The organism is Devosia ginsengisoli (assembly GCF_007859655.1).
In the GTDB taxonomy this organism is placed as follows: Bacteria; Pseudomonadota; Alphaproteobacteria; order Rhizobiales; family Devosiaceae; genus Devosia; species Devosia ginsengisoli.
In genome coordinates, this window is sequence record NZ_CP042304.1 from 2,632,057 (window position 1) to 2,651,744 (window position 19,688).

The 19,688-nt window shown below is 61.8% G+C and carries 14 protein-coding genes and 3 pseudogenes; 6 read left to right on the forward strand and 11 right to left on the reverse strand.

From position 1 onward, the window contains the following. Nucleotides 1–29: 29 nt before the first annotated feature. The 10 genes and pseudogenes from FPZ08_RS22815 to FPZ08_RS23035 all read right to left on the reverse strand — a co-directional run. The gene (locus FPZ08_RS22815; RefSeq protein WP_342780187.1) at nucleotides 30–4,130 is read right to left on the reverse strand and encodes a GH36-type glycosyl hydrolase domain-containing protein; all 4,101 of its coding nucleotides are present in this window, start codon (nucleotides 4,128–4,130) and stop codon (nucleotides 30–32) included. Continuing rightward, the gene (locus FPZ08_RS22820) at nucleotides 4,012–8,508 is read right to left on the reverse strand and encodes a glucoamylase family protein (RefSeq protein WP_342780134.1); all 4,497 of its coding nucleotides are present in this window, start codon (nucleotides 8,506–8,508) and stop codon (nucleotides 4,012–4,014) included. The genes FPZ08_RS22815 and FPZ08_RS22820 overlap by 119 nt, the downstream gene beginning before the upstream one ends. Before the next feature lie 250 nt (nucleotides 8,509–8,758). Beyond that, nucleotides 8,759–8,983, reverse strand: a complete 225-nt coding sequence (locus FPZ08_RS12875; protein WP_246132647.1) for a hypothetical protein — start codon at nucleotides 8,981–8,983, stop codon at nucleotides 8,759–8,761. A gap of 72 nt (nucleotides 8,984–9,055) precedes the next feature. Beyond that, nucleotides 9,056–9,406 (reverse strand): hypothetical protein, encoded by a 351-nt coding sequence (locus FPZ08_RS12880; protein WP_146290393.1) that lies wholly within the window; start codon nucleotides 9,404–9,406, stop codon nucleotides 9,056–9,058. Nucleotides 9,407–9,501: 95 nt separating this feature from the next. Continuing rightward, complete coding sequence (locus tag FPZ08_RS12885; protein WP_146290394.1) at nucleotides 9,502–9,768, reverse strand: hypothetical protein; 267 nt, start codon at nucleotides 9,766–9,768, stop codon at nucleotides 9,502–9,504. Between the two features lie 406 nt (nucleotides 9,769–10,174). Beyond that, nucleotides 10,175–10,423, reverse strand: coding sequence for a hypothetical protein (locus FPZ08_RS12890; RefSeq protein WP_146290395.1), 249 nt, complete (start codon nucleotides 10,421–10,423; stop codon nucleotides 10,175–10,177). A 73-nt stretch (nucleotides 10,424–10,496) separates the two neighbouring features. Beyond that, a pseudogene (locus tag FPZ08_RS12895) lies at nucleotides 10,497–10,704 on the reverse strand (cold-shock protein). A 440-nt stretch (nucleotides 10,705–11,144) separates the two neighbouring features. Further along, the gene (locus FPZ08_RS12900) at nucleotides 11,145–12,215 is read right to left on the reverse strand and encodes a DUF3829 domain-containing protein (RefSeq protein ID WP_186766984.1); all 1,071 of its coding nucleotides are present in this window, start codon (nucleotides 12,213–12,215) and stop codon (nucleotides 11,145–11,147) included. Between the two features lie 253 nt (nucleotides 12,216–12,468). Beyond that, the gene (locus FPZ08_RS12905; protein WP_146290397.1) at nucleotides 12,469–12,813 is read right to left on the reverse strand and encodes a DUF3592 domain-containing protein; all 345 of its coding nucleotides are present in this window, start codon (nucleotides 12,811–12,813) and stop codon (nucleotides 12,469–12,471) included. 126 nt (nucleotides 12,814–12,939) lie between these two features. Continuing rightward, a pseudogene (locus tag FPZ08_RS23035) lies at nucleotides 12,940–13,124 on the reverse strand (integrase); the annotation flags it as partial. A gap of 162 nt (nucleotides 13,125–13,286) precedes the next feature. On the opposite strand from FPZ08_RS23035, the gene FPZ08_RS12915 reads away from it, so the two are divergent. The 6 genes and pseudogenes from FPZ08_RS12915 (at nucleotide 13,287) to arsK (ending at nucleotide 17,570) form a co-directional block, all read left to right on the forward strand. Continuing rightward, nucleotides 13,287–13,643, forward strand: coding sequence for an ArsR/SmtB family transcription factor (locus tag FPZ08_RS12915; RefSeq protein WP_146293136.1), 357 nt, complete (start codon nucleotides 13,287–13,289; stop codon nucleotides 13,641–13,643). Continuing rightward, on the forward strand, nucleotides 13,636–14,163 hold the full coding sequence (locus tag FPZ08_RS12920; protein WP_146290398.1) for an arsenate reductase ArsC: 528 nt from the start codon (nucleotides 13,636–13,638) through the stop codon (nucleotides 14,161–14,163). Before FPZ08_RS12915 ends, FPZ08_RS12920 begins: the two co-directional genes overlap by 8 nt. Before the next feature lie 6 nt (nucleotides 14,164–14,169). Further along, nucleotides 14,170–15,231, forward strand: coding sequence for an ACR3 family arsenite efflux transporter (gene arsB / locus FPZ08_RS12925; RefSeq protein ID WP_146290399.1), 1,062 nt, complete (start codon nucleotides 14,170–14,172; stop codon nucleotides 15,229–15,231). Next, entirely contained in the window at nucleotides 15,228–15,650 is a 423-nt protein-coding gene (gene arsC, locus FPZ08_RS12930) for an arsenate reductase (glutaredoxin) (protein ID WP_146290400.1), read from the forward strand. Before arsB ends, arsC begins: the two co-directional genes overlap by 4 nt. Continuing rightward, nucleotides 15,643–16,349: pseudogene (arsH, locus tag FPZ08_RS12935) on the forward strand (arsenical resistance protein ArsH). The gene arsC and the pseudogene arsH overlap by 8 nt, the downstream one beginning before the upstream one ends. A 6-nt stretch (nucleotides 16,350–16,355) precedes the next feature. After that, nucleotides 16,356–17,570 carry an arsenite efflux MFS transporter ArsK gene (arsK, locus tag FPZ08_RS12940; RefSeq protein WP_146290401.1) on the forward strand — a complete coding sequence of 405 codons (1,215 nt, stop codon included), beginning with the start codon at nucleotides 16,356–16,358 and terminating at the stop codon, nucleotides 17,568–17,570. 865 nt (nucleotides 17,571–18,435) lie between these two features. On the opposite strand, the gene FPZ08_RS12945 is transcribed toward arsK, so the two are convergent. Then, nucleotides 18,436–19,479 (reverse strand): helix-turn-helix domain-containing protein, encoded by a 1,044-nt coding sequence (locus tag FPZ08_RS12945; protein WP_186766985.1) that lies wholly within the window; start codon nucleotides 19,477–19,479, stop codon nucleotides 18,436–18,438. Nucleotides 19,480–19,688 lie beyond the last annotated feature (209 nt).

Here is a 19,688-nt window from a genome sequence, read left to right on the forward strand (position 1 = left end):
TAAGGAAGCGGTGCCTGCGCTTGCCACGCTTAAGGGTCAAGCGGGGCCTTACGTCCCAGTTCCACGACAAGGACATGCTTGGCGCCATCGAGCGGGAGCTCGAAGACCCCTCTTTGAGGCAGTAACGGTATCCCGTCTATTGTCGCGCTGCTGGGTGCTTCAGATGGTTCACTTCGGCGGCGCGCGATGACGTCGCAGCTTGTGCCCGCCAGGAACAGGGTTGCGGAAAACTCCGGCCAATCCGCCGGGATGCAGGGATCGACAACCAGCACGTCGCCTTGCCGTCGTAGACCCAGAATGCCTTCGATCCCGGCGCGATACATCCAGCCTGCCGATCCCGTGTACCAAGTCCAGCCGCCTCGCCCGACATGCGGCGTGACCGAATAGATATCGGCCGCCACGACATAGGGTTCCACCTTGTAGCGCGCGGCGGACTGAGTATCCCAAGCGTGGTTGATAGGGGTGACGAGAGCAAAGAGTTCGTGGGTCTTTTCGCTGAGGCCGAGCTTGGCAAACGCCATTATTGCCCACATCGCCGCATGGCTATATTGGCCCCCGTTCTCCCGCAGGCCCGGCGGATACCCCTTAATGTAGCCTGGGTCACGTGCCGTCCCGTCGAATGGTGGCGTGAACAGCAACGCGATGCCGTCCTGCTTGCGGATCAGGTGCCGGTCCAGTGAGGTCATGGCCGTAAGCGCGCGGATCGGATCGGCCGCACCCGATAGCACTGCCCAGGATTGGACGATGGAGTCGATGCGGCACTCGTCATTGTCTTTTGAGCCCAGCCAGGACCCGTCATCAAACGTGGCGCGGCGGTACCAGGCGCCATCCCAAGCCTCGCGCTCCAGCGCGGTCTTGAGGCGGGCGGCATGGTTTTTCCAGCGTTTGGCGCGCATGGGGTCGCGCGGTTCGGCGAAAGGCATGACGAGATCGATGGCGCTGATCAACAGCCAGCCCAGCCAGACGCTCTCGCCTTTGCCACCTTCGCCGACCCGGTTCATGCCGTCGTTCCAGTCCCCTGTCCCCATGAGCGGCAAACCATGGGCACCTGTGAGCTTGATGGCCTGGTCGAGGCCGAGCGCGCAATGCTCGAACAAGGATGCCGAGCGTTCGGAGGTCATGGGTTGAAAAAACGCATCGTGCTCGCCCCCAGCCAGCTTCTGGCCTTCGAGAAACGGGACGACTTCATCGAAGATGGTTTTATCCCCTGTCGTGGCGGCATAGCTGGCGGCGGCGAAGGCCAGCCAGACCCGGTCGTCGGAAATGCGTGTGCGCACGCCCTGACCGGAATGGGGCAACCACCAATGCTGCACGTCGCCTTCGATGAATTGCCGTCCGGCAGCGCGCAGGATATGGGCACGGGTATCCTCGGGCCTGGACAGGGTCAGCGCCATGCCGTCCTGCAACTGGTCGCGGAAGCCGTAGGCGCCGCTGGCCTGGTAGAAACCGGAGCGCGCCTGGATGCGGCAGGCCAGAGTCTGATAGAGCAGCCAGCCATTGAGCATGATGTCCATGGCTCGATCGGGGGTGCTGACCTGCACTGTGCCCAAGACCGACTGCCAATGGTCGGCGACTTCGGCTAGCACGGCGTCGAGGTCGGCAGCGCGATAACGCGCAATCAGTTCGTGCGCCGACGTCTCGGATTCCGCTTCGCCCAACAGGCAGACCAGTTCGATGCTTTCGCCTGCTGCCAGTTCGATATTGGTCTGCAGCGCGGCGCAAGGGTCCAATCCGGCCCCGGTTTTTCCGGACAATGACGCCTGGCCGACAAGCGCGGCCGGTGCCGCGGCATCGCCATTGCGTCCGAGAAATTCGGTGCGGTCGGCTGTCCAGACGGTTTGCTGTCCGCCCATATCGGCAAAGCCGACCCGGTCGGGAAACACCATCGCCCATCTGTTACGCGTGAACAGAGCGCCGGTCTGTGGATCGAGAGCCGTGGTGATAAACGGTGCGGTCGTACCGCGCTGCGTGCCGAGCACGAATTCGGCATAGCTGGTGACCGACAGCCGCCGCGCTCGTTCCGAGCGATTGGTGAGGGTGAGCCGCGATATCCTTATCGGGTCGGCGAGCGGCACATAGGCGAGCAGATCGCTTTCGATGCCATGAGCCTGATGGGCAAAGCGACTATAGCCGAAACCGTGGCGCGCCACATACCGTCCATGGTCGCGAATGGGTTGTGCCGTAGGGCTCCACAGAGCTAGCGTTTCCTCGTCACGGATATAGATCGCCTCCCCAGCCGGGTCGGCGACCGGGTCGTTCGACCAGGGCGTGATCTGGTTTTCGCGGCTATTGCCGGCCCAGGCATGAAAGCTGCCTTCGCTCGATACCTGAAAGCCGAAACCCTCATTTGCGACGACATTAATCCACGGCGCCGGGGTTGTGGCACCGTTTTCGAGCACGGTGACATATTCCGTACCATTGCGGGCGAAGCCGCCCAATCCGTTGAAGAATTCCAAAGAGTCGGGCTGCTCGACATTTTCAGCCGAGACGAGACCGCTTGGCACCTCCATAGGAAGAACAGGAGTCTTCTCCATGCCAGCATGGTAGGCGAGCTGGTCGCTGATGGGGCCGCGACGCGCCGCCAGCACCAGGCGTGCGGCGGCGTTGAGCAGGTTGCGCGTTTCCAGATTCATTAGGTCGGCGCGGAGCACATGCACCGAGCCTTGTGCCGGCCTGTCGTCATAGCGCGGCCGGGACTGGCTGGAGCGCACAGCCGCTTCGATGGCGTTCTGCAAATCCTGCACATAGGAGGAGCCACGCTCATTCACGATCACCAGGTCAACGGCCAATCGCTTGATGCGCCAGTATTCGTGCGCCCGCAGAATTTGCCGCACCTGCGCCATATCTTCCATGGCATCTATGCGCAGAAGCACGATGGGCAGGTCACCGGAAATGGCCTGCGGCCACAGGGCCGATTGCGGCCCCATGCCGTTGGCAATGATATCTGAGGCGGGCCGAAAGCGTGGATCGGCGTAAAGGATGGGCGCGGCCAGCCGCTGGAAGTCGGCAGCTTCATCGAGCGCGATGCCAAGGTGATAGAGTTGAACCTGGGCCTGCGTCCAAGCCAGGGTGCGGGCGCGTCCATAGGCGCTGCGGTCGTGATGCTTGTCGATCAGTTCCATCAGTTCGGCGCGCGATGAGGCCACCAGCGTCCAGAAAGCAATCCGGGCGACCTTGCCGGGTGGGATGCGCACATGCCGGCGCAGCGAAAACACCGGATCGAGCACGGTGCCGACCATGTTCGACAAAGCCTTCCCGTCATGGATGGCAGCGGCATTGCCGACGGCACGGTTGCGCCCAAGAAACCTGGCACGGTCGGATTCATGCTGCGGATCGGCGATGACTTCGCCTTCGACGACGGCGAAATGGGCGGCCCAGATTTCAGGTTCGGAGGGTGAACGCCGGCGGCGCGTGGCGATCAGGGCGTCAAACTCGGCGAGATACTCGGTTTCCACGAACATTTTGGCGAAGGCGGGGTGGGCATTATCGGTTGCCGGCGTGGTCAGCACCAGCTCCGAATAGGAGGTCACCTCGATCTCGCGCGCCCGGCGACCGCTATTGGTCAGGCAAACCCGTCGCACCTCGCCATCGTCCTCGCCCGAGACCAGGACATCCATTTCAGTCGCCAACGTTCCGTCCCGGCGCATGAACTGGGCATGGTCTTCACCGAACACGACCGAGGCTTCGCCTGTCTCGTTCATCGGCTGTGCTGTGGGAGAAAAGACCAGTCCGGTTTGCGTGTCCTTGAGGAAGATATAGGCCCCGCAATCGTCGCGGGTGGCATCTTCGCGCCAACGGGTGATGGCAATGTCGCGCCAGCGGCTGTAGCCGCTGCCCGACGCGGTCAACATCACCGCATAGCGCCCATTGGACAGAAGATGGGTAGCGGGCGCAGCATCGCGCGGCAAAGTCAGGCGGCGGCCTGAGGGTGCTGCGTTGATCGCAACACCAACGGAGGCCCTGACCTCTTCGGCGCGCGGCCGGATAACGGCAACATCGCGCGGCATGCGCTCAGACAGCAGCAATTCGCTCGCCTTGATGATCGGATCGCGGTGAAACCGCTCCCGCATACGTCCATTGTCCAGCACATTGGCGAGGGCGACCACGGTCATGCCCTGGTGATGCGCCATATAGGAGCGCACGATGGCGACATTCTCCCCCCTCCGGGAGCCTTGAGCGGGTGAAATCGAGCGCTTCGTAAAAACCATGCACACCCAGGGCGCCCATTCTCTCGAAGCGCCGAAAATTCTCAGCGGCCTCCTGCGGGTCGACCATTGCGGCGAGGCCAGTCGCATAGGGCGCGACAACCATATTGCTCGCCAACCCGCGTTTGAGACCCAATCCGGGCACGCCGAAATTGGAATATTGGTAGGTGAACTCGTAGTCGCGCGCATTGTAGGCGGACTCTGAAATGCCCCAGGGCACGTTGCGCGCCCGGCCATAGGCCTGCTGGCGGCCGACGACAAGCCGGTTGGTGTCGTCGAGAAGGCTGCCGGCCGGCGCACGCATCACCAGCGAGGGCATGAGATATTCGAACATCGAACCCGACCACGAGATCAGGGCCGAACCATCCCTCAGCGGGGTGGCAGTGCGGCCGAGCCGGAACCAGTGCCTTGTAGCGACATCGCCCTTGGCGATGGCGAAGAGGCTGGCAAGCCGCGCCTCGGAAGCCAGCAGGTCGTAGCAATTGCTGTCGAGGCCATTGTCGGCCAGTGAATAGCCGATGGACAGCAGCTTCCTGTCCGGGTCGAGCAGGAAGGCGAAATCCATGTCGAGCGCCATGCGGCGCGCGGTCTGCGCCAATGCGACAAGGCGCTTGCCGAGAGCCGCGGGATCGTCGTGGATCAACTGCCGGTCCCGGGCTCCCTCGGCCAGGGCGCGGCGCAGGGCCAATATCCAGAAAAGATCCGGGCCGGTCTGGTCCGAGACCGGGCCGGTTGCATTCGCCAGCTTGAGCGCCTTGTCCGTCAGCCGCAACAACGCCGGAGTGACGAGGTCGAGGGACTGCGGTCCCTTGAGCAAGAGGGCGATTTCCTCAAGAACGGACGAAACTAGGCTATGGCCTTCACCCGGACTGTCTTTGCTCGCCGCTGTCGCAAGCGCCAGTGTATCAAAAAGCCCCTGCGAAGAGGCTGCCGGCGGCACTTCCGCCCAGTCTTCGCAGGCATTGGCGAGTGCGATCAGATGGCCCGCGAGATTGCCGCTGTCGACCGACGACACGTAGGCCGGATCGAGCACCCTCAAGTCGCGCGTATCATACCAGTTAAGGAAATGGCCCCTGTAGCGGGGGAGCTTGTCCAGCGTGGCAAAGCCGGCCTCCAGCCGCTCGATGGTTTCGAGTGTCCCGGCCCAGCCGAAATCGCGCGCTGCCACGGCCGACAGGAAATAGAGCCCGATATTGGTCGGAGAGGTCCGGTGGGCAATTGCCGGTCTTGGCGTTTCCTGGAAATTGTCGGGCGGCAGCATGTTCTCTTCGGGCGTGACGAAGGTCTCGAAAAACCGCCATGTGCGCCGCGCCATCAGGCGCAGATAGTCGGCATCTGTCGCGCTGAGGGCTTTATCCATCCGGGCCTGCGGCGCACGGCTGACACGCAGGGCAATAGCAGGAGCGGCCAGCCAGATCGTGCCGAAGGCCATGGCGAGCGGCCAGGCTGGCGGTGCGGCGATCACCGCCGCGGCCAGCATGAGAAGCGCCAAACCGATGCCGCCGGCCATGTCGCGATAGAACCCGCCCAAGGCCAACCGCGCCCTGCCGCCCGAACTGGCCGAAGTCGTCCATTCGAGCAGATGCCGGCGCGTCACTGCGAGGCGGAACAGCGTGCGCAGGATGGCGTCGCCATTGCGCCAGGACTGATCGGGAAGAAAGGCAAGACCGAGCCCGATCTGCAATCCCGCCATTCTGAGATCACCGAAGAGGCCGCGCAGGTGGGCGCGCCATTGCAGCCCAGGGCGCCCTGGAATGATGGCAAACAGAGCCGGCAGGAGCGCGGGGATGGCCAATGTGACCAGGATTGCCCCGGCTGCGATAATGCCGATCCGAAGCGGCATCAGGCAGCAGAGCGCCAATGCGAGGAAGGCAGCCGGTGCAAGCAGCGACCGGCGCAGATTGTCCACCATCTTCCAGCGGCCCACGGCCGGCACGGCGCGATCCGAGCCGATCCAGGGCAGCAATTGCCAGTCGCCTCGCGTCCAGCGATGCTGCCGTCGTGCGGCCACGTCGTAGCGCGCGGGAAAGTCGTCGACCACTTCGATGTCCGAGGCCAGCCCCGCCCGTGCGAAAGCGCCCTCGAACAGGTCATGGCTTAGCAATGTGTTTTCGGGAATGCGACCGGCAAGCGCCGTCTCGAAGGCATCGACATCATAAATGCCCTTGCCGGTATAGGAGCCTTCGCCAAACAGATCCTGATAGACGTCGGAGACAGCCGCCGCATAGGGATCGATGCCGCCGGGCGCCGAAAAGACACGCTGATAGAGCGAACCCTCGCGCCTGAGGGGCAGAGATGGGGTGACGCGAGGTTGCATGATGGCGTAGCCATCAATAACGCGTCGGCCTGTCGCGTCGAAGCGGGGCCGGTTGAGCGGATGGGCCATCTTGCCGATCAGGCGCAGCGCCGCATCGCGCGGCAATTGCGTGTCCGCGTCGAGGGTGATGACATAACGCACATCCGTGGGCACTGCTGGCAACGCGCCGGTTTCGGTAACAAAGCTGGTATCGGTCGCCCCGCGCAGCAGGCGGTTAAGCTCATGCAGCTTGCCACGTTTGCGCTCCCACCCCATCCACACGCCTTCGCTGACATTGAAGCGGCGATCGCGGTTAAGCAGCAGGAAGCGATCACCCGCGGGGCCGGGACCATGCCTGGCATTGAGCGCAGCGATGGCCTCCCGGCCGAGGCCGAGAAGCGCGGCATCGCCGTCGAGGATTTGCGCCTTGGCGTCCAACCCGTCTGTCAGCAGGGCGAAACTGATATCGCCACCCGCGCCGGAAAGGTAGTGGACTTCGAGCCGCTCGATGTCCTCGAGAAGCGTATTCTGATCCACGAGCAGCGTCGGGACCACGACCAGGGTGCGCAGCTCGGGCGGCACGCCCTCCGCCAATTCAAGACCAGGCAGACTTGCGGACCCCAACCCCCAGCCAATGGCGCGATTGACGAGCGCGGTCGCCAGCTCGCTGGCCGGGAGCAGCGCCAATGCCAGAAAAATGCAGAGGGGCGCCAGGGGAAGCCCCAGGGCCATCAGACTCCAGCCGGTCAGCGCGAGCAGCGCGAAGGTGATAACGGTTATGGACAGGACATATCCGCCTATCCCGAGGCGACCGGCCAATCGCCCGAAACGCAGCCTGGCGGGCATGCGAAAGCCGATGGCCTGTTCGAGCGCCGGCCGTCCGCGTCCCAACAGGTGATAGCCCGTATCGCCCTGCCGGTCTGCTTCAATACCTGTATCGATTTGTCGGGCTGCCGACAGGGCTGTCTGGGCGATATCGAGCTCTGAGAGCTGCGAACCCCGCGCCAGATGCTCGATGGCGCTGCGATAGAGATCGCGCGTGGCGAAATCCATGCGGGCAAAGCCATCCGCCTCGCCCAGCTTTGCATCGACCAGGCTGACGCTTTCGAACAGGTCCGCCCAGTCGATGTCGGAAATCAGCCTCATGCTGGTGATGATATTGCGCACCGTGACATTGGATGCGCCCTGGCGCTGCTGGGCGTGCAGCACGACCGTCTCGATGGAGGTTTTCTGCCCGGAAAGGCGTGCTTCGAGCCAGCCATGAGCCGGTGTGGTGCTCGGATCATGGTCGCGCAGCCGCTTGGCCAATTGCGCCGCAAACAGCTCGTTGAGGGGCTCGTCCGATAGGCGCGCCATTGCTGCTTCGCCGCCGGAGGCGAGCAACAGGTCGGCCAGTCCGTCGCCCTCGGCGCGCGCCTTGCGTCCGGCGGTAATCTGGTCCGCCAACCGGCGTAAATTCTCTACCAGCACGATGCGCAGAGTGATCGCCACCGCCCATAATTCGCCGATAGTCAGTGGCTGGACCTGCTGGTAGGCGGCGATGAACCGAGCCAACGTTTCCGGGTCGAAATGGCTGTCGGTATGGGCGATGAACGCCCAGGCCAGCCCGAAAACCCGCGGATAGCCTGCGAAGGGACCATCGGCGAGCTTGGGCAGTTGCCGGTAGTAATTTGGTGGCAGGTCGTCGTGGATCTCGCGGATCTGCTCCTCGACCAGATGATAGTTGTCGAGGAGCCATTCGGCAGCCGGCACGACGCCACGATCGCTGTCCATCTCCATGGCGCTGGCACGATAGGCAGCCAGGAGGACGACAGCATTACTTTTGAGCCTTTTGTGCAGCGAGAGCACGGCTGGCGGACGCTCGGTAATGCGCTGGGCCAAAGCAAGGCTTTGCGCATGTTGTTCGAGCCGCTCGACACCGAACAATTCCTCGCGCACCGGAGCAGTATCGAGCCAGGGACTGACGGGCCGCATCTGACCGCCGGCAGTTGCAGCCGCACGGGTCATCGTTTCTTCTTTGAGACCACGATCCGCTCCAGCACTGCTTTGCTTGACAGCGCTGCTGCCTCAGCCACCGGTTCCCGCACTTTTTGGGCTTCTTGATCTCGCGATTACCGCGTTTCTGTTCCTTGGCCATGATTGATCCTCGGCCCGGATGCGGCCGGACGGCCGTCCGGAAAAGCCCGGATTGGTTGTCTTTGGATAAGGAGCGGCAATGGCGAGACTGGAGACTGCCGTTTGCTCCTCGCAGCCAAGGCTATTCCAGGAGCCCTGGTGGCAAATTGCCCAGCTTGAGCAATATGCGGGGCTCGTCATAGGCGTCAGTTTCTACATCGACCTCCTGTGAAAAGGCGATGACACCAGCGCGCATCGGCGCAAGCCTCTCGGCCGTTGCCATCGCTTTTTCGGCCGTCTTAACGGCTTGTACCGGATCGGCGACGAACTTCCGGCCGACTTGCTTGAACGCCTGAACCAGATACATCGTTGCCATTCCTGCCTCGCTACACTTTGAAATTCGGAGCCATTGCCATCATTGCGCTTACCGGAGCGATCGTCAGGTTCCGGCTTGCAAAGCGAGCTGGCAGGACTGCGCCAGCCCGCGGTTGGGCACTTCAGATCCCAGTGGAGTGGCCCATCCTGCTTTTTCGAGGATGGCCCGACGGCTCGAGGCATTGGCCGCATTGAACTCGACCAGTACGGCGGCGGCATTGGGGTCGTCGAGCGATCGCTGCACGCAATACGGGGTCAGGGCAGAGACGACATCGGCGGCCGACTGCTTGGCAGCCAAGTCTCGCGCACTGCCGCCGGTGACCCAGCCGCCCCAGGCAAAGCCAAAAACTGCCAGGGCAATAGCGCCGACACCCGCACCGTAAAGTGCGGGTTTAGTCCAATCCGGGAGGTTCACGAGAAAGCCGATCTGTATCGGGAAAACGCGCGGGATAGCGCGCCGGGTTCAGCTTAGCAGGTTGTTCGGGCATTGACGAACGCCGATCCTGACGTTCAGGACAGCGTCGACTTCACGCCCGAATTGCGATCATTGAGGATCGCCTCTTCAAGATCTCCGGCGGTGACGGGCAAGGCTTCGATGCGCCCCGGATAGCGCAACAGAATGCTCAATGTTGTTCGGCGCGCGTCCCACATGACGTCGAGCTGTTCCTCTTCAGCAAGAATGTCGAATGTGCCCGCCGCATGCGGCTCCTGCATGCCCGGCATTTTGAAGGGGAAAAGAAACGTCACCGTACGGCTAGTTGATCGGACGCTGCTCATGCTTTCCCCCCGAGTCTGGCAATATCCTTGGTGGAAGTCCGCTGCGGACGCGTTCCGCTTCAAAACGTGGATAGTCTGTCCCCCGCGCCGCTGGGACCAAGGCCGGATAGACTTTGCGTTGGAAGGGAATGATCTTGCTCGGAATAGTCATCGATATTCTCCTTTGGGTTCATCTCGTTATGAGTGCCTCGCGATATCGCAGGGTGCGGACAACATGCAGGACAATCCCGGCAGCAGCGGCCAGTGCCATCACGCCGACCGCTGACATGGCATGACGCGTTGGGTCGATCTCGTAAAAGCTAGCGACTGCGAGCAACAACAGGATAACTGAGATCGATCCATCACACCGCAAGTCAGGGCCGGCCGTCCGGTGCTGGAGTATCCGCTTTGACGTGCAGCTTGCTATTCATGTGCGTTCTGCCCGAACGAGCGGGAAAGCGTCAGCGTCGTAGAGGCTACGAATTTGAGTGCCGTCGAAGCGCTGCTCGTCGACTTCCAGCAGGGAGCCGCGCAGCAGGGGCGCCGGCATGTCCTCAATGGCATAGCGCACCGCCTCGGCAGCGGTGGCAAAGCGCCTATAGCTGACCTGGGCTGACTTATACGGGCTTTTGCTCGGAAAGAGCTCAGCGGCGGCGGCATAGTCGAACCGGATCATCTCCATTTCTCCTTGTGATTATATGATGGCTGAACGATTTCAGTTTTTAAGTCACGCGAAGGCAAGCTACTGATCAGGGAAGTTTGAGGTTGATGGCCACTGCGCGACCGTCCCGTCCATTTTCGATGTCGTAGGAGATCTTCTGACCCTCACCCAGGCTGGAAAGCCCGGCCCGCTCGACGGCGCTGGCATGGACGAACGCGTCCCTGCTGCCGTCATCTGGTGCGATGAAACCGAAAACCTTTGGTGGTATTGTAGAATTTGACGGTGCCGCTGGTCATGCGCTGCTCTTTCAATGCCCTAGCCGATGGCAGGGACTAATGCCTCGCCGCGGAATGCAGCAGGGGATAAGCGTTCACAAAATCAGAGGGATCGCCAAGCAACCGGCTGTGCCGGGGGATCAGGTCGCCTTGGAGGCTGGAAACGTATCATAACATGTGGATATGCAATGCGCGATTTGCAAGGCGGCACCCTGCCAACTTCGAACTTCTGAAAATAAACCTGCAATCACACAAGCGCCCCATGATCCGCCTATCATTGGGGCGACTGGGTAAATGCAGGGCCAACGCCACCCGACAATGATCCAGCGGAGCGGTGGCTTCATGTCCGCTTTGGCGACGCGAAATAGGTGTTCGAAAGGCATGAACGGGGGCGCACGGCGGAACGGCATGAGATCGGCGATTCGCGCCGGATCAGCTCGAGTGGTGTCGTATCGCTCAGACTAATTCAGAAACTGCAGCCCACTGCGCGAAAGTCCACTGCTTGCCGACACCATCGAGAAGTATATCTGGGCAACCTGGCCAACCTGTTGTCCGGAGCCATCAAAGTCGCGCCCTTGGCTTCGGGCCAGCGATTCCTGCAGGACGAGCAGGCTGGACAGGAACTGCCGCGGCAGATCTTTGAAGTCCTCGATTTCCTCGGGAGTCTCCGCGGCGAAGCGTTCGAACAGATCGACCGCCTCGGCATATTCCTCCACAGCAGGATCGAACAGCGCCAGGTCGACCACCACGTCTACAGGTTTCGCGACGCCGGAGATAATCTCGTCGAATTCCTCGCCCGACGTATTCGGGCCGATGCCGTCAAGCATCTGCTCGAACGTGTCGGGGTCGATTGGCGTGGGTCGCGTTTGTGGGAAAAGATCGACGACCTGGTTGGCGGCGTGCATGACCTGGGCGGTCTGCCAGGCTAGCGACCGTCCCTCGCGTTCCTCCATCGCCGTCATCTCCTGCCGTTCCACCTCGCGGACGAACGGGCGCAATTCCCGAAGCATCGCTTCACGCTCCGTCAGAAACGCGGCGACGAGCGGTACCATCTGAGCATGCAATGCGCGCCCCTCGGTCATTGCGTCGGTCCGATACAACTCCCGTTCATAATAGTCATTTGCCCGGTTCATGACCGGGAACAAAGCTTCATAGGCATCCAGGTATCGCGTGATCGTCGAGTCGAGGTCAGGCGTGCTCGGCTCGAGCGCCGCCCCGCGGCGCGCCGCCTCCAGGAAGCCGGACAGATCGTCGATCGGGTACATACCGTCGGAGATGTAGCGTTCCTTTCCCGTCGGTCCGGTCTTTACGTTCACCCAGCCAAGGTAGCGGTCCCAGGAATCGACGGCATGCTCGGTGTACTCGGCGATGTCGATATAGAGGTTCGCTTTCTCTATGGCCGACTGGATGTCCTGGGCGGCGTCTTGCGCGTGCGGCATCAGCGACAACATAGCCATCAATCCCGCAATCAGCATCGACGCGGAGGGCCAGATAGCGCGGCCTACAAACTGCCAGAGCGATGACGAGCGCATGAACTGCTCCATTGAGAGAGAGGAAGGACGTCGTGCGACGCGCGCTCATTGTAGTCAGCCTTGCGCAAAACGGCTTGGACGCGGACGAAGCATCGCCCGGCCTGAGACGAACAGAGTGCACGGCCTGAGCCTTGACGGCTTCCGAGGACAGAATCGTCACGGGTGTCGCTCTCTAGTGCCGCATCATGTGCCTGGCGGCGAAAGGCTGCGACCAGAACCAGTCCCAACGCCAGAAGGCAGGCAACTCCCACACTTACCGGGGTGTCCAGCACGGTTCGGGCAGCGATGGCATGGCGAGCATGCCATTGGCGGCGAGCAGTATAACCACGAGCCCGATGGCCACGGCAGCCGTGGTGCCTATTTCGTTAACGAAGAACCTCAGCGTCGGAGGATCACGATCAAGAACGCAGTTCCTGGGATTCGCGGGATCGTAATAGACGGTTACCTCGGCAGTACGCGGATATCGCTCCGGCATCTCCGCCAGGTGAACATTGCTGGGGTCGTCGCCGAGGTGGATGAGTGTGCCTTGGAATTTTCTCTCACCGACATTGAAGGCATAGCGGATGAAGGCAAAGTTCCGGACTTCATCGACCTGCACATATCGTCGCTGTCAGCTATTCGGGAGACCTTCCTTGCCTGCGTTTCTGAGTATCCGACCCTTCGCCGAGGCCATTTGCTGGCGACGGCGACGTCACGCCATTTGACGAGGAAGGCGAGCAAGATAACGCCGTCGATCGCCAATGCACAGGTCGAAGAAGAGCCCGGTCTCTCATTCGTCCCTCGCGGTCCAGAAAAAAGCGGATTGACCAGATCTGCCTGATCTTCAATGCGCGTTTGGCGCCAACCTGCCTGCCAGCGTTCCACGCAGGTCTCCCTGCCGCAGCAGGGTCCGTACTGTAAGATACCCATTGTTGTATTTCTCCATCGGCCAAAGCGGCCGCAGGAGGAACGACTATGGCAGCCGGACCGGTGGCGAGTGCCGGCCCCATTCCTGCCACCGGGGCGCCGCTTCCCATGATCCACCCCCTTAAGCTGTTGACGTTCGTTCAATACATCGATAATCGTCGATATATGGAATCAACTCACGCTATCGAAGTCTTCGCCGCCTTGTCCCAGTCCACCCGTCTGGACGTGTTCCGTTTGCTGATGGAGCACGAACCCCAGGGCCTGCCTGCTGGTGAGATCGCGCGACGCATGGACGTGCCGCAGAACACAATGTCCAGCCACTTGGCCATCCTGACTCGCGCCGGCCTGATCGAATCCGAGCGTCACAGCCGCTCGATCGTCTACCGCGCCGTCGTCGATCGCGTTCGCGAAATCGCGAGCTTCCTGGTGCAGGACTGTTGCGGCGGTCGCCCGGATCTGTGTGAGCCGCTCGTCGCCGAATTCACCCCGTGCTGCTCTCCGAAGGAGTCGAGCCATGTCTGAACGCGTCTACAACGTCCTGTTTCTCTGCACCGGCAATTCAGCCCGTTCGATTCTTGGCGAGGCCATCCTCAACCATGTCGGCCAAGGCCGCTTCAAGGCCTACTCAGCAGGCTCCACGCCGAAGAACGCAGTGCACCCGATGACGCTGGAAACTCTGGCTAAGGTAGGCATTCCGACCGAGCGGTTGCGCTCCAAGGCATGGGACGAATTTGTCGTACCGGGCGCGCCGAAGATGGACTTCATCTTCACGGTTTGCGACAACGCCGCCGGCGAGACGTGCCCGATCTGGCCGGGTCAACCGATGACCGCGCATTGGGGCATCGAAGATCCCGCAGCGGTCGACGGCCCGGAGTTCAAGCAGCGCGCCGCCTTTGTGGACGCTCTCCGCTATCTCCGCAATCGCATCGGCGCCTTCATCAACCTGCCGATCGCCAGCATCGACCGCATGGCGCTGAACTCGAGGCTCGAGGGCATCGGCGCAATGGACGGCACCACCACCAAGTCTTCCAGGGTCGCGTAGGCATCCATGTCCATTTTCGAACGCTACCTGACCCTTTGGGTCGCGATCTGCATCGTCGTTGGGATCGCCGCCGGCCACTTCTTTCCCGCCGTGTTCCAGGGCCTGGGCTCGTTCGAGTATGCCCAGGTGAACATCCCCATGGCGTTGCTCATCTGGCTGATGGTCATCCCTATGCTGGTCCGCATCGATTTCATGAGCCTGCGCCAAGTGGGCTCCTACTGGCGTGGCATCGGCGTTACCGTCTTCATCAATTGGGCCATAAAGCCGTTCTCGATGGCGCTCTTGGGTTGGCTCTTCATAGGTTGGCTGTTCCGACCGATGCTTCCCGAGGTGCAGATCGACAGCTATATCGCGGGCCTGATAATCCTTGCCGCAGCCCCGTGCACCGCAATGGTCTTTGTGTGGTCGAACCTGGTACGCGGCGAGCCCCACTTCACCTTGTCCCAGGTGGCGCTGAACGACGCGATCATGGTCGTTGCATTCGCACCCATTGTGGGGCTGCTGCTGGGGTTGTCCGCGATCACGGTTCCTTGGGACACGCTGCTGCTCTCGGTCGGTCTGTACATCGTCGTGCCGGTCATCGCCGCCCAGCTATATAGGAGCTGGCTCCTAGCCAATGGCGGCATCAACGCCATGAACCGGGTGCTGTCCGTCCTGCAGCCGATGTCCATCGGCGCGCTCCTGCTGACGCTCGTTATGCTCTTTGGTTTTCAAGGCGAGCAGATCATCGCGCAACCCACCGTCATCCTCCTCCTGGCCGTTCCCATCCTGATCCAGGTCTATTTCAACTCAGGCTTGGCCTACATCCTGAACCGGATCTCCGGAGAGCAGCACTGCGTCGCCGGGCCGTCCGCGCTGATCGGTGCCTCGAACTTCTTCGAGCTTGCCGTCGCCGCGGCCATCGCCCTGTTCGGCTTCAACTCCGGTGCGGCCCTCGCGACAGTCGTCGGCGTTCTCGTCGAGGTGCCGGTCATGCTGTCCGTGGTCTGGATCGTGAACCGGTCAAAAGGCTGGTACGAACGCGGTGTCGCCGTCCGTCACAACACCGAAACGAGGGCTGCCGAATGAGCGTCACGATCTATCACAACCCCCAATGCGGCACCTCCCGGAACACCCTTGCCATGATCCGTCAGTCGGGTGTCGAACCGACCGTCATCGAATACCTCAAGACCCCGCCGACCCGTGACCGCATAGTCGGGCTCGTTTCGGCTGCTGGTATTTCGCTGCGGGATGCATTGCGGAAGAAGGATACGCCCTTCGAAGAGCTGGGGCTGGCAGATCCCTCCAAGACCGATGACGAGCTGCTTGATGCTATCGAACAGCACCCCATCCTGCTTAACCGTCCGTTCGTCGAAACATCGATCGGCACGCGCCTGTGCCGTCCCTCCGAGGCCGTGCTCGACATCCTTGAGAACCCCAACATCGGGCCGTTCACTAAGGAGGACGGCGAGGTCATTCTCGACGCCGAAGGAAAGCGTATTGTCTGATCTGCCCAACGTTGTGCCAGCCGCCTTCCATGTTCCCGATTTCTCTCAGCTCATCACTCCCGCTCTTGGACATAAGCCGCGGATTCTGATGCTCTACGGCTCGCTGCGGGAACGCTCCTGCAGCCGGTTCTTGACCTTCGAAGCGCAGCGTCTCCTGGAGGCTTTCGGCGCCGAGGTGCGGGTCTTCCATGCGAACGGGCTGCCGCTGCCAAACGATGCACCCGATACCCATCCCAAGGTTCAGGAGCTGCGTGACGCCATGCTGTGGTCCGAAGGCCAGGTCTGGACGTCGCCGGAGCGGCACGGCGCAATGTCAGCAGTGCTGAAGTCGCAGATCGACTGGATACCCCTTCCCGGCGGTGCCATCCGTCCGACGCAGGGGAGAACCTTGGCGGTCATGCAAGTTTCGGGCGGATCCCAATCGTTCAACGCCGTGAACCAGATGCGCGTCCTTGGCCGCTGGATGAGGATGGTCACCATCCCCAACCAATCGTCGGTGGCCAAGGCTTTCCAGGAGTTCGACGAGGACGGCCGCATGAAACCGTCATCCTATTACGATAGGGTGATCGACGTCATGGAAGAGCTTGTGAAGTTCACGCTGATCAACCGTGGCGTCTCCGGATACCTGACCTCCCGCTATAGCGAGCGCAAGGAGCAGCTGCCAAACTCGAGGAGCGGGTCGGCCTGAAGTCGATCTAAGATACGATGGCCGATACCTATTCCACCGCCAGCTGCATCTGGGCACTCGGCGTCACCCAGATCATCGGGTATGGCACGCTGTACTATAGCTTCAGCATCCTGGCGCCTGGCATCGCCGTCGATCTCAGCGTGGCAGTGGAATGGATCTACGGCTGCATTTCGCTGGCATTGCTGGCTGGCGGCCTGATTTCGCCATGGGCCGGTGGCCTGGCCGACCGGATCGGTGCCGGCAAGGTCATGTCGATTGGCTCGATCGGGGCTGCGGCCGCGCTCGCGGTATGCGGCCTGGCCGGCAGCACGATCGCTTTCCTGGCCGGCATGATCCTGGTCGAGCTGACATCGGCTTTCGTGCTCTATTCGACGGCGTTTGCCTTCCTCGCGCAGACCACCGGGACGCGGGCGCAACGCAGTATCACGTACCTGACGCTGATCGCCGGTTTCGCCTCTACGATCTTCTGGCCGCTGACGACTTGGCTGCTGCACGGTATAGACTGGCATCAGGTTTACTTCCTGTTTGCGGGCCTGAATCTGGCCGTCTGCCTACCGCTGCACCTCTGGTTGTCCCGCTTCGCCCGGATCGCCGCCGCCGGGCCCGTGGAAACTGAGGAAGTGTCTTCGCCGATGGTGATCGGCAACGCCAATTTTGTGTTTGTCCTGATCGTGCTCGGGTTCTCGCTGGCCGGCTTCGTCTCGGCGGCGACGCTGTTCCACTTGGTGCCCATGCTCGGGTTACTCGGACTTGGGACCGCGGGCGTGTGGGTGGCGTCGCTGCTCGGGCCCGCGCAGGTCGCCAGCCGCCTGATCAACATGACGTTCGGTAAGGACCTGCCAGCCACCATACTAGCGGTCGTTTCGGCCATTGCTATGCCGCTGGCGCTGGGCACCTTGGCGCTGTCCTCACCGTCGACCGCCGGTGCCATCGCGTTTGCCATCGTCTTCGGTCTTGGCACCGGCCTATTTAGCATTGTGTCGGGCACGCTGCCGCTGGCGATCTTCGGCAAGGCCGGGTTCGGCAAACGCCTTGGCTGGATCGGAATGGGTCGCCTCGGGTTGTCAGCGCTGGCACCGTTCGCCCTGTCTTTCGCGCTCGGGGCCATCGGTCCGAAGTCATCGCTGTGGATCCTGGCAGGAGCCGGGCTGCTGTGCGTCGGCGTTTTCGCCGAGGTCTGGCGCCGCTGTCGTCCAGTTGGATCAACAGTGGCGAGTTCGTCAATTCGCTAAAATGAAGTCCGCTTCCTTGTCGTTGGCTGCAAAGCGGGAAGTCTGCAGACCGCCCCGGTATTGCCGGATAGGAACGTCTGAGCTGGCCATGGGAAGCGGTCGAGCTGCTACCGACCCCGTCGCGGACGAACCAGTCACCACGGTGCTAGTCTGTCGGACGGGTAGAATCGAAGAGGTGATGTGGAGCTGAGGCGCAGAAGGCGGACGCAGCACGCTGGGACGCGAGTTGCAAACTCTTCGCCAACCCTGCCAGGGGCGGACCGATTGATTGCTAAGCACGGTAGAGTGCCGACGTTCCACGATGGCAAGATCGAGGCCGTCCATCTGACCAAAAGGGATCGAGTAAGGTCAGCGTCGCGATTAACTGACCGGACATCTTCGGCATCGACAAGATCGTGGTCACGGCACGGCCAACCAAGTGATCGACGTCGCGCTAGAAGGATTTAGCCTCCAGAATATCATCGGGGAGCTTTGGGTCCGCGTCTCGGGCCCTCAGCCCGGCTACGAGGTGTCGAAGGGTGATGTGGAGTTGGAATTGGAGCCGATTTACGGCATCGGCGGCACTCTTCGGCTGCGGGACGAACAGGTCAGCTGGACTATGCGACGGTCCTTGGGAAAGTAAGCCGAGAGCTAATGTCCGCTTGCACAACCAGATCGCCCAAAGCGGACCGAGGGTTTCCACCGGTGGATACCGGTCTGTCCGGTTTTGGACAAGGCTCAGGAAAGCGGGCGTCAGTCGAGCGCGCACGACCGCAGCAATGGCTGCCCAGTGCGTACGATAGAGAACTGAATGGATCGGATGGCCAACGCACCTGTCCGTAACGACCGATCTACCCTTGACGAAATCAAGAAAGATCCACCGAACTCAGTGTGACCGCAGGTTCTTCAGCCAGTCCTCGATGAAGGTTCCGGTTGCGGCCTGTCCCGGCGATGGCATGACGCGCATACGCGCAATATCCCGGATGTCGCGTGGCGAACATCCGAACAGATTGCGAAAGGCGCGACTGAAATGGGCGGCACTCGCGAAGCCGTAGCCATAAGCCAGTTGCGAGATGGTGCGCCACTCGGTGGGTTCGCGCAATGCGGCATTGGCACGCCGCAGCCGCCGCTCCTGTATGTAGTGGGCAACCCCACCGGAATGCCGGAACAAATGGTATAGATTCGATCGCGATACGCCCACCGCCGCACAGATCGCCGCCGGCGTAAGATGAGGATCGTCGAGCCGGCTTTCGATGTATCGCCTGGCCCGGTCAAGCATGGTGTGCTCGACAATGCCACTGGCTTGGGCAAGGCGATCGGCCGAAGGAGCAAGGCACGCGCTGACCAGCGCCACTGTCGCTTCCGAGGCCAAGCCAGCCTCGGCCCGCGTCATCGACGGAAGATGGCGATACAGGGACAGCATATGGTCGCGCAGGAGCTGGTGGCGTCCCGGCCCGCTCATCCTGATTCCGTGCAGGTTTTCAATCCCGGGGCAATCGCGGTCGAGGATCGCGCGGGGTATGGTCAGCGTGATCGAGAGGGAGTTCGTCGTCTTCAGGGCGGTGGTCTGGCCGAGATCGAGTACGACGATGCTCCCGGCTTCGATTTCGGCGGTTCCGTTGCGACCCTCGCAGAGATACCCGTCGCTTTCCAGGCATAGCTCGATGGCGTAATGGTCCAGGTCACTGCGACGGATCAGTTCCTTCGACCGCAGCCCTGTCTGCGACACGCCGCCAAAGGCAATCTGCGCCACGACCATCGTCGGCAATTCGAACGCATCGATGTCGGCCCTGAATGTTGCCGGCTCGTCCGCCTCCTCCTTGATGTCGAAGAGGGGCGCAAAGACGTTGCGCCAGGCTTCCCATCCCTCGTGGCTGGACAGTCCGTCGGTTGAAAACCCTGTTCGCGGGACGGCTGTATGCTCCGTCAAATGTGCTCCCCCCGGGATCATTCCGGACGGACCCCTCGGTCGCCAATACCCCGCACAATGCATCCTGACGTAATGGGACCCCACGGGCAACCCTGCGATTGGACTCCGGGACAAGAGATATGGACACCCGGCAAAGTATATCGACCGCGCTTTCCCTATTATCCACCTGCTCAAGTAGGGAGAAGGATACTGCGGAGGCATTGCCGCCA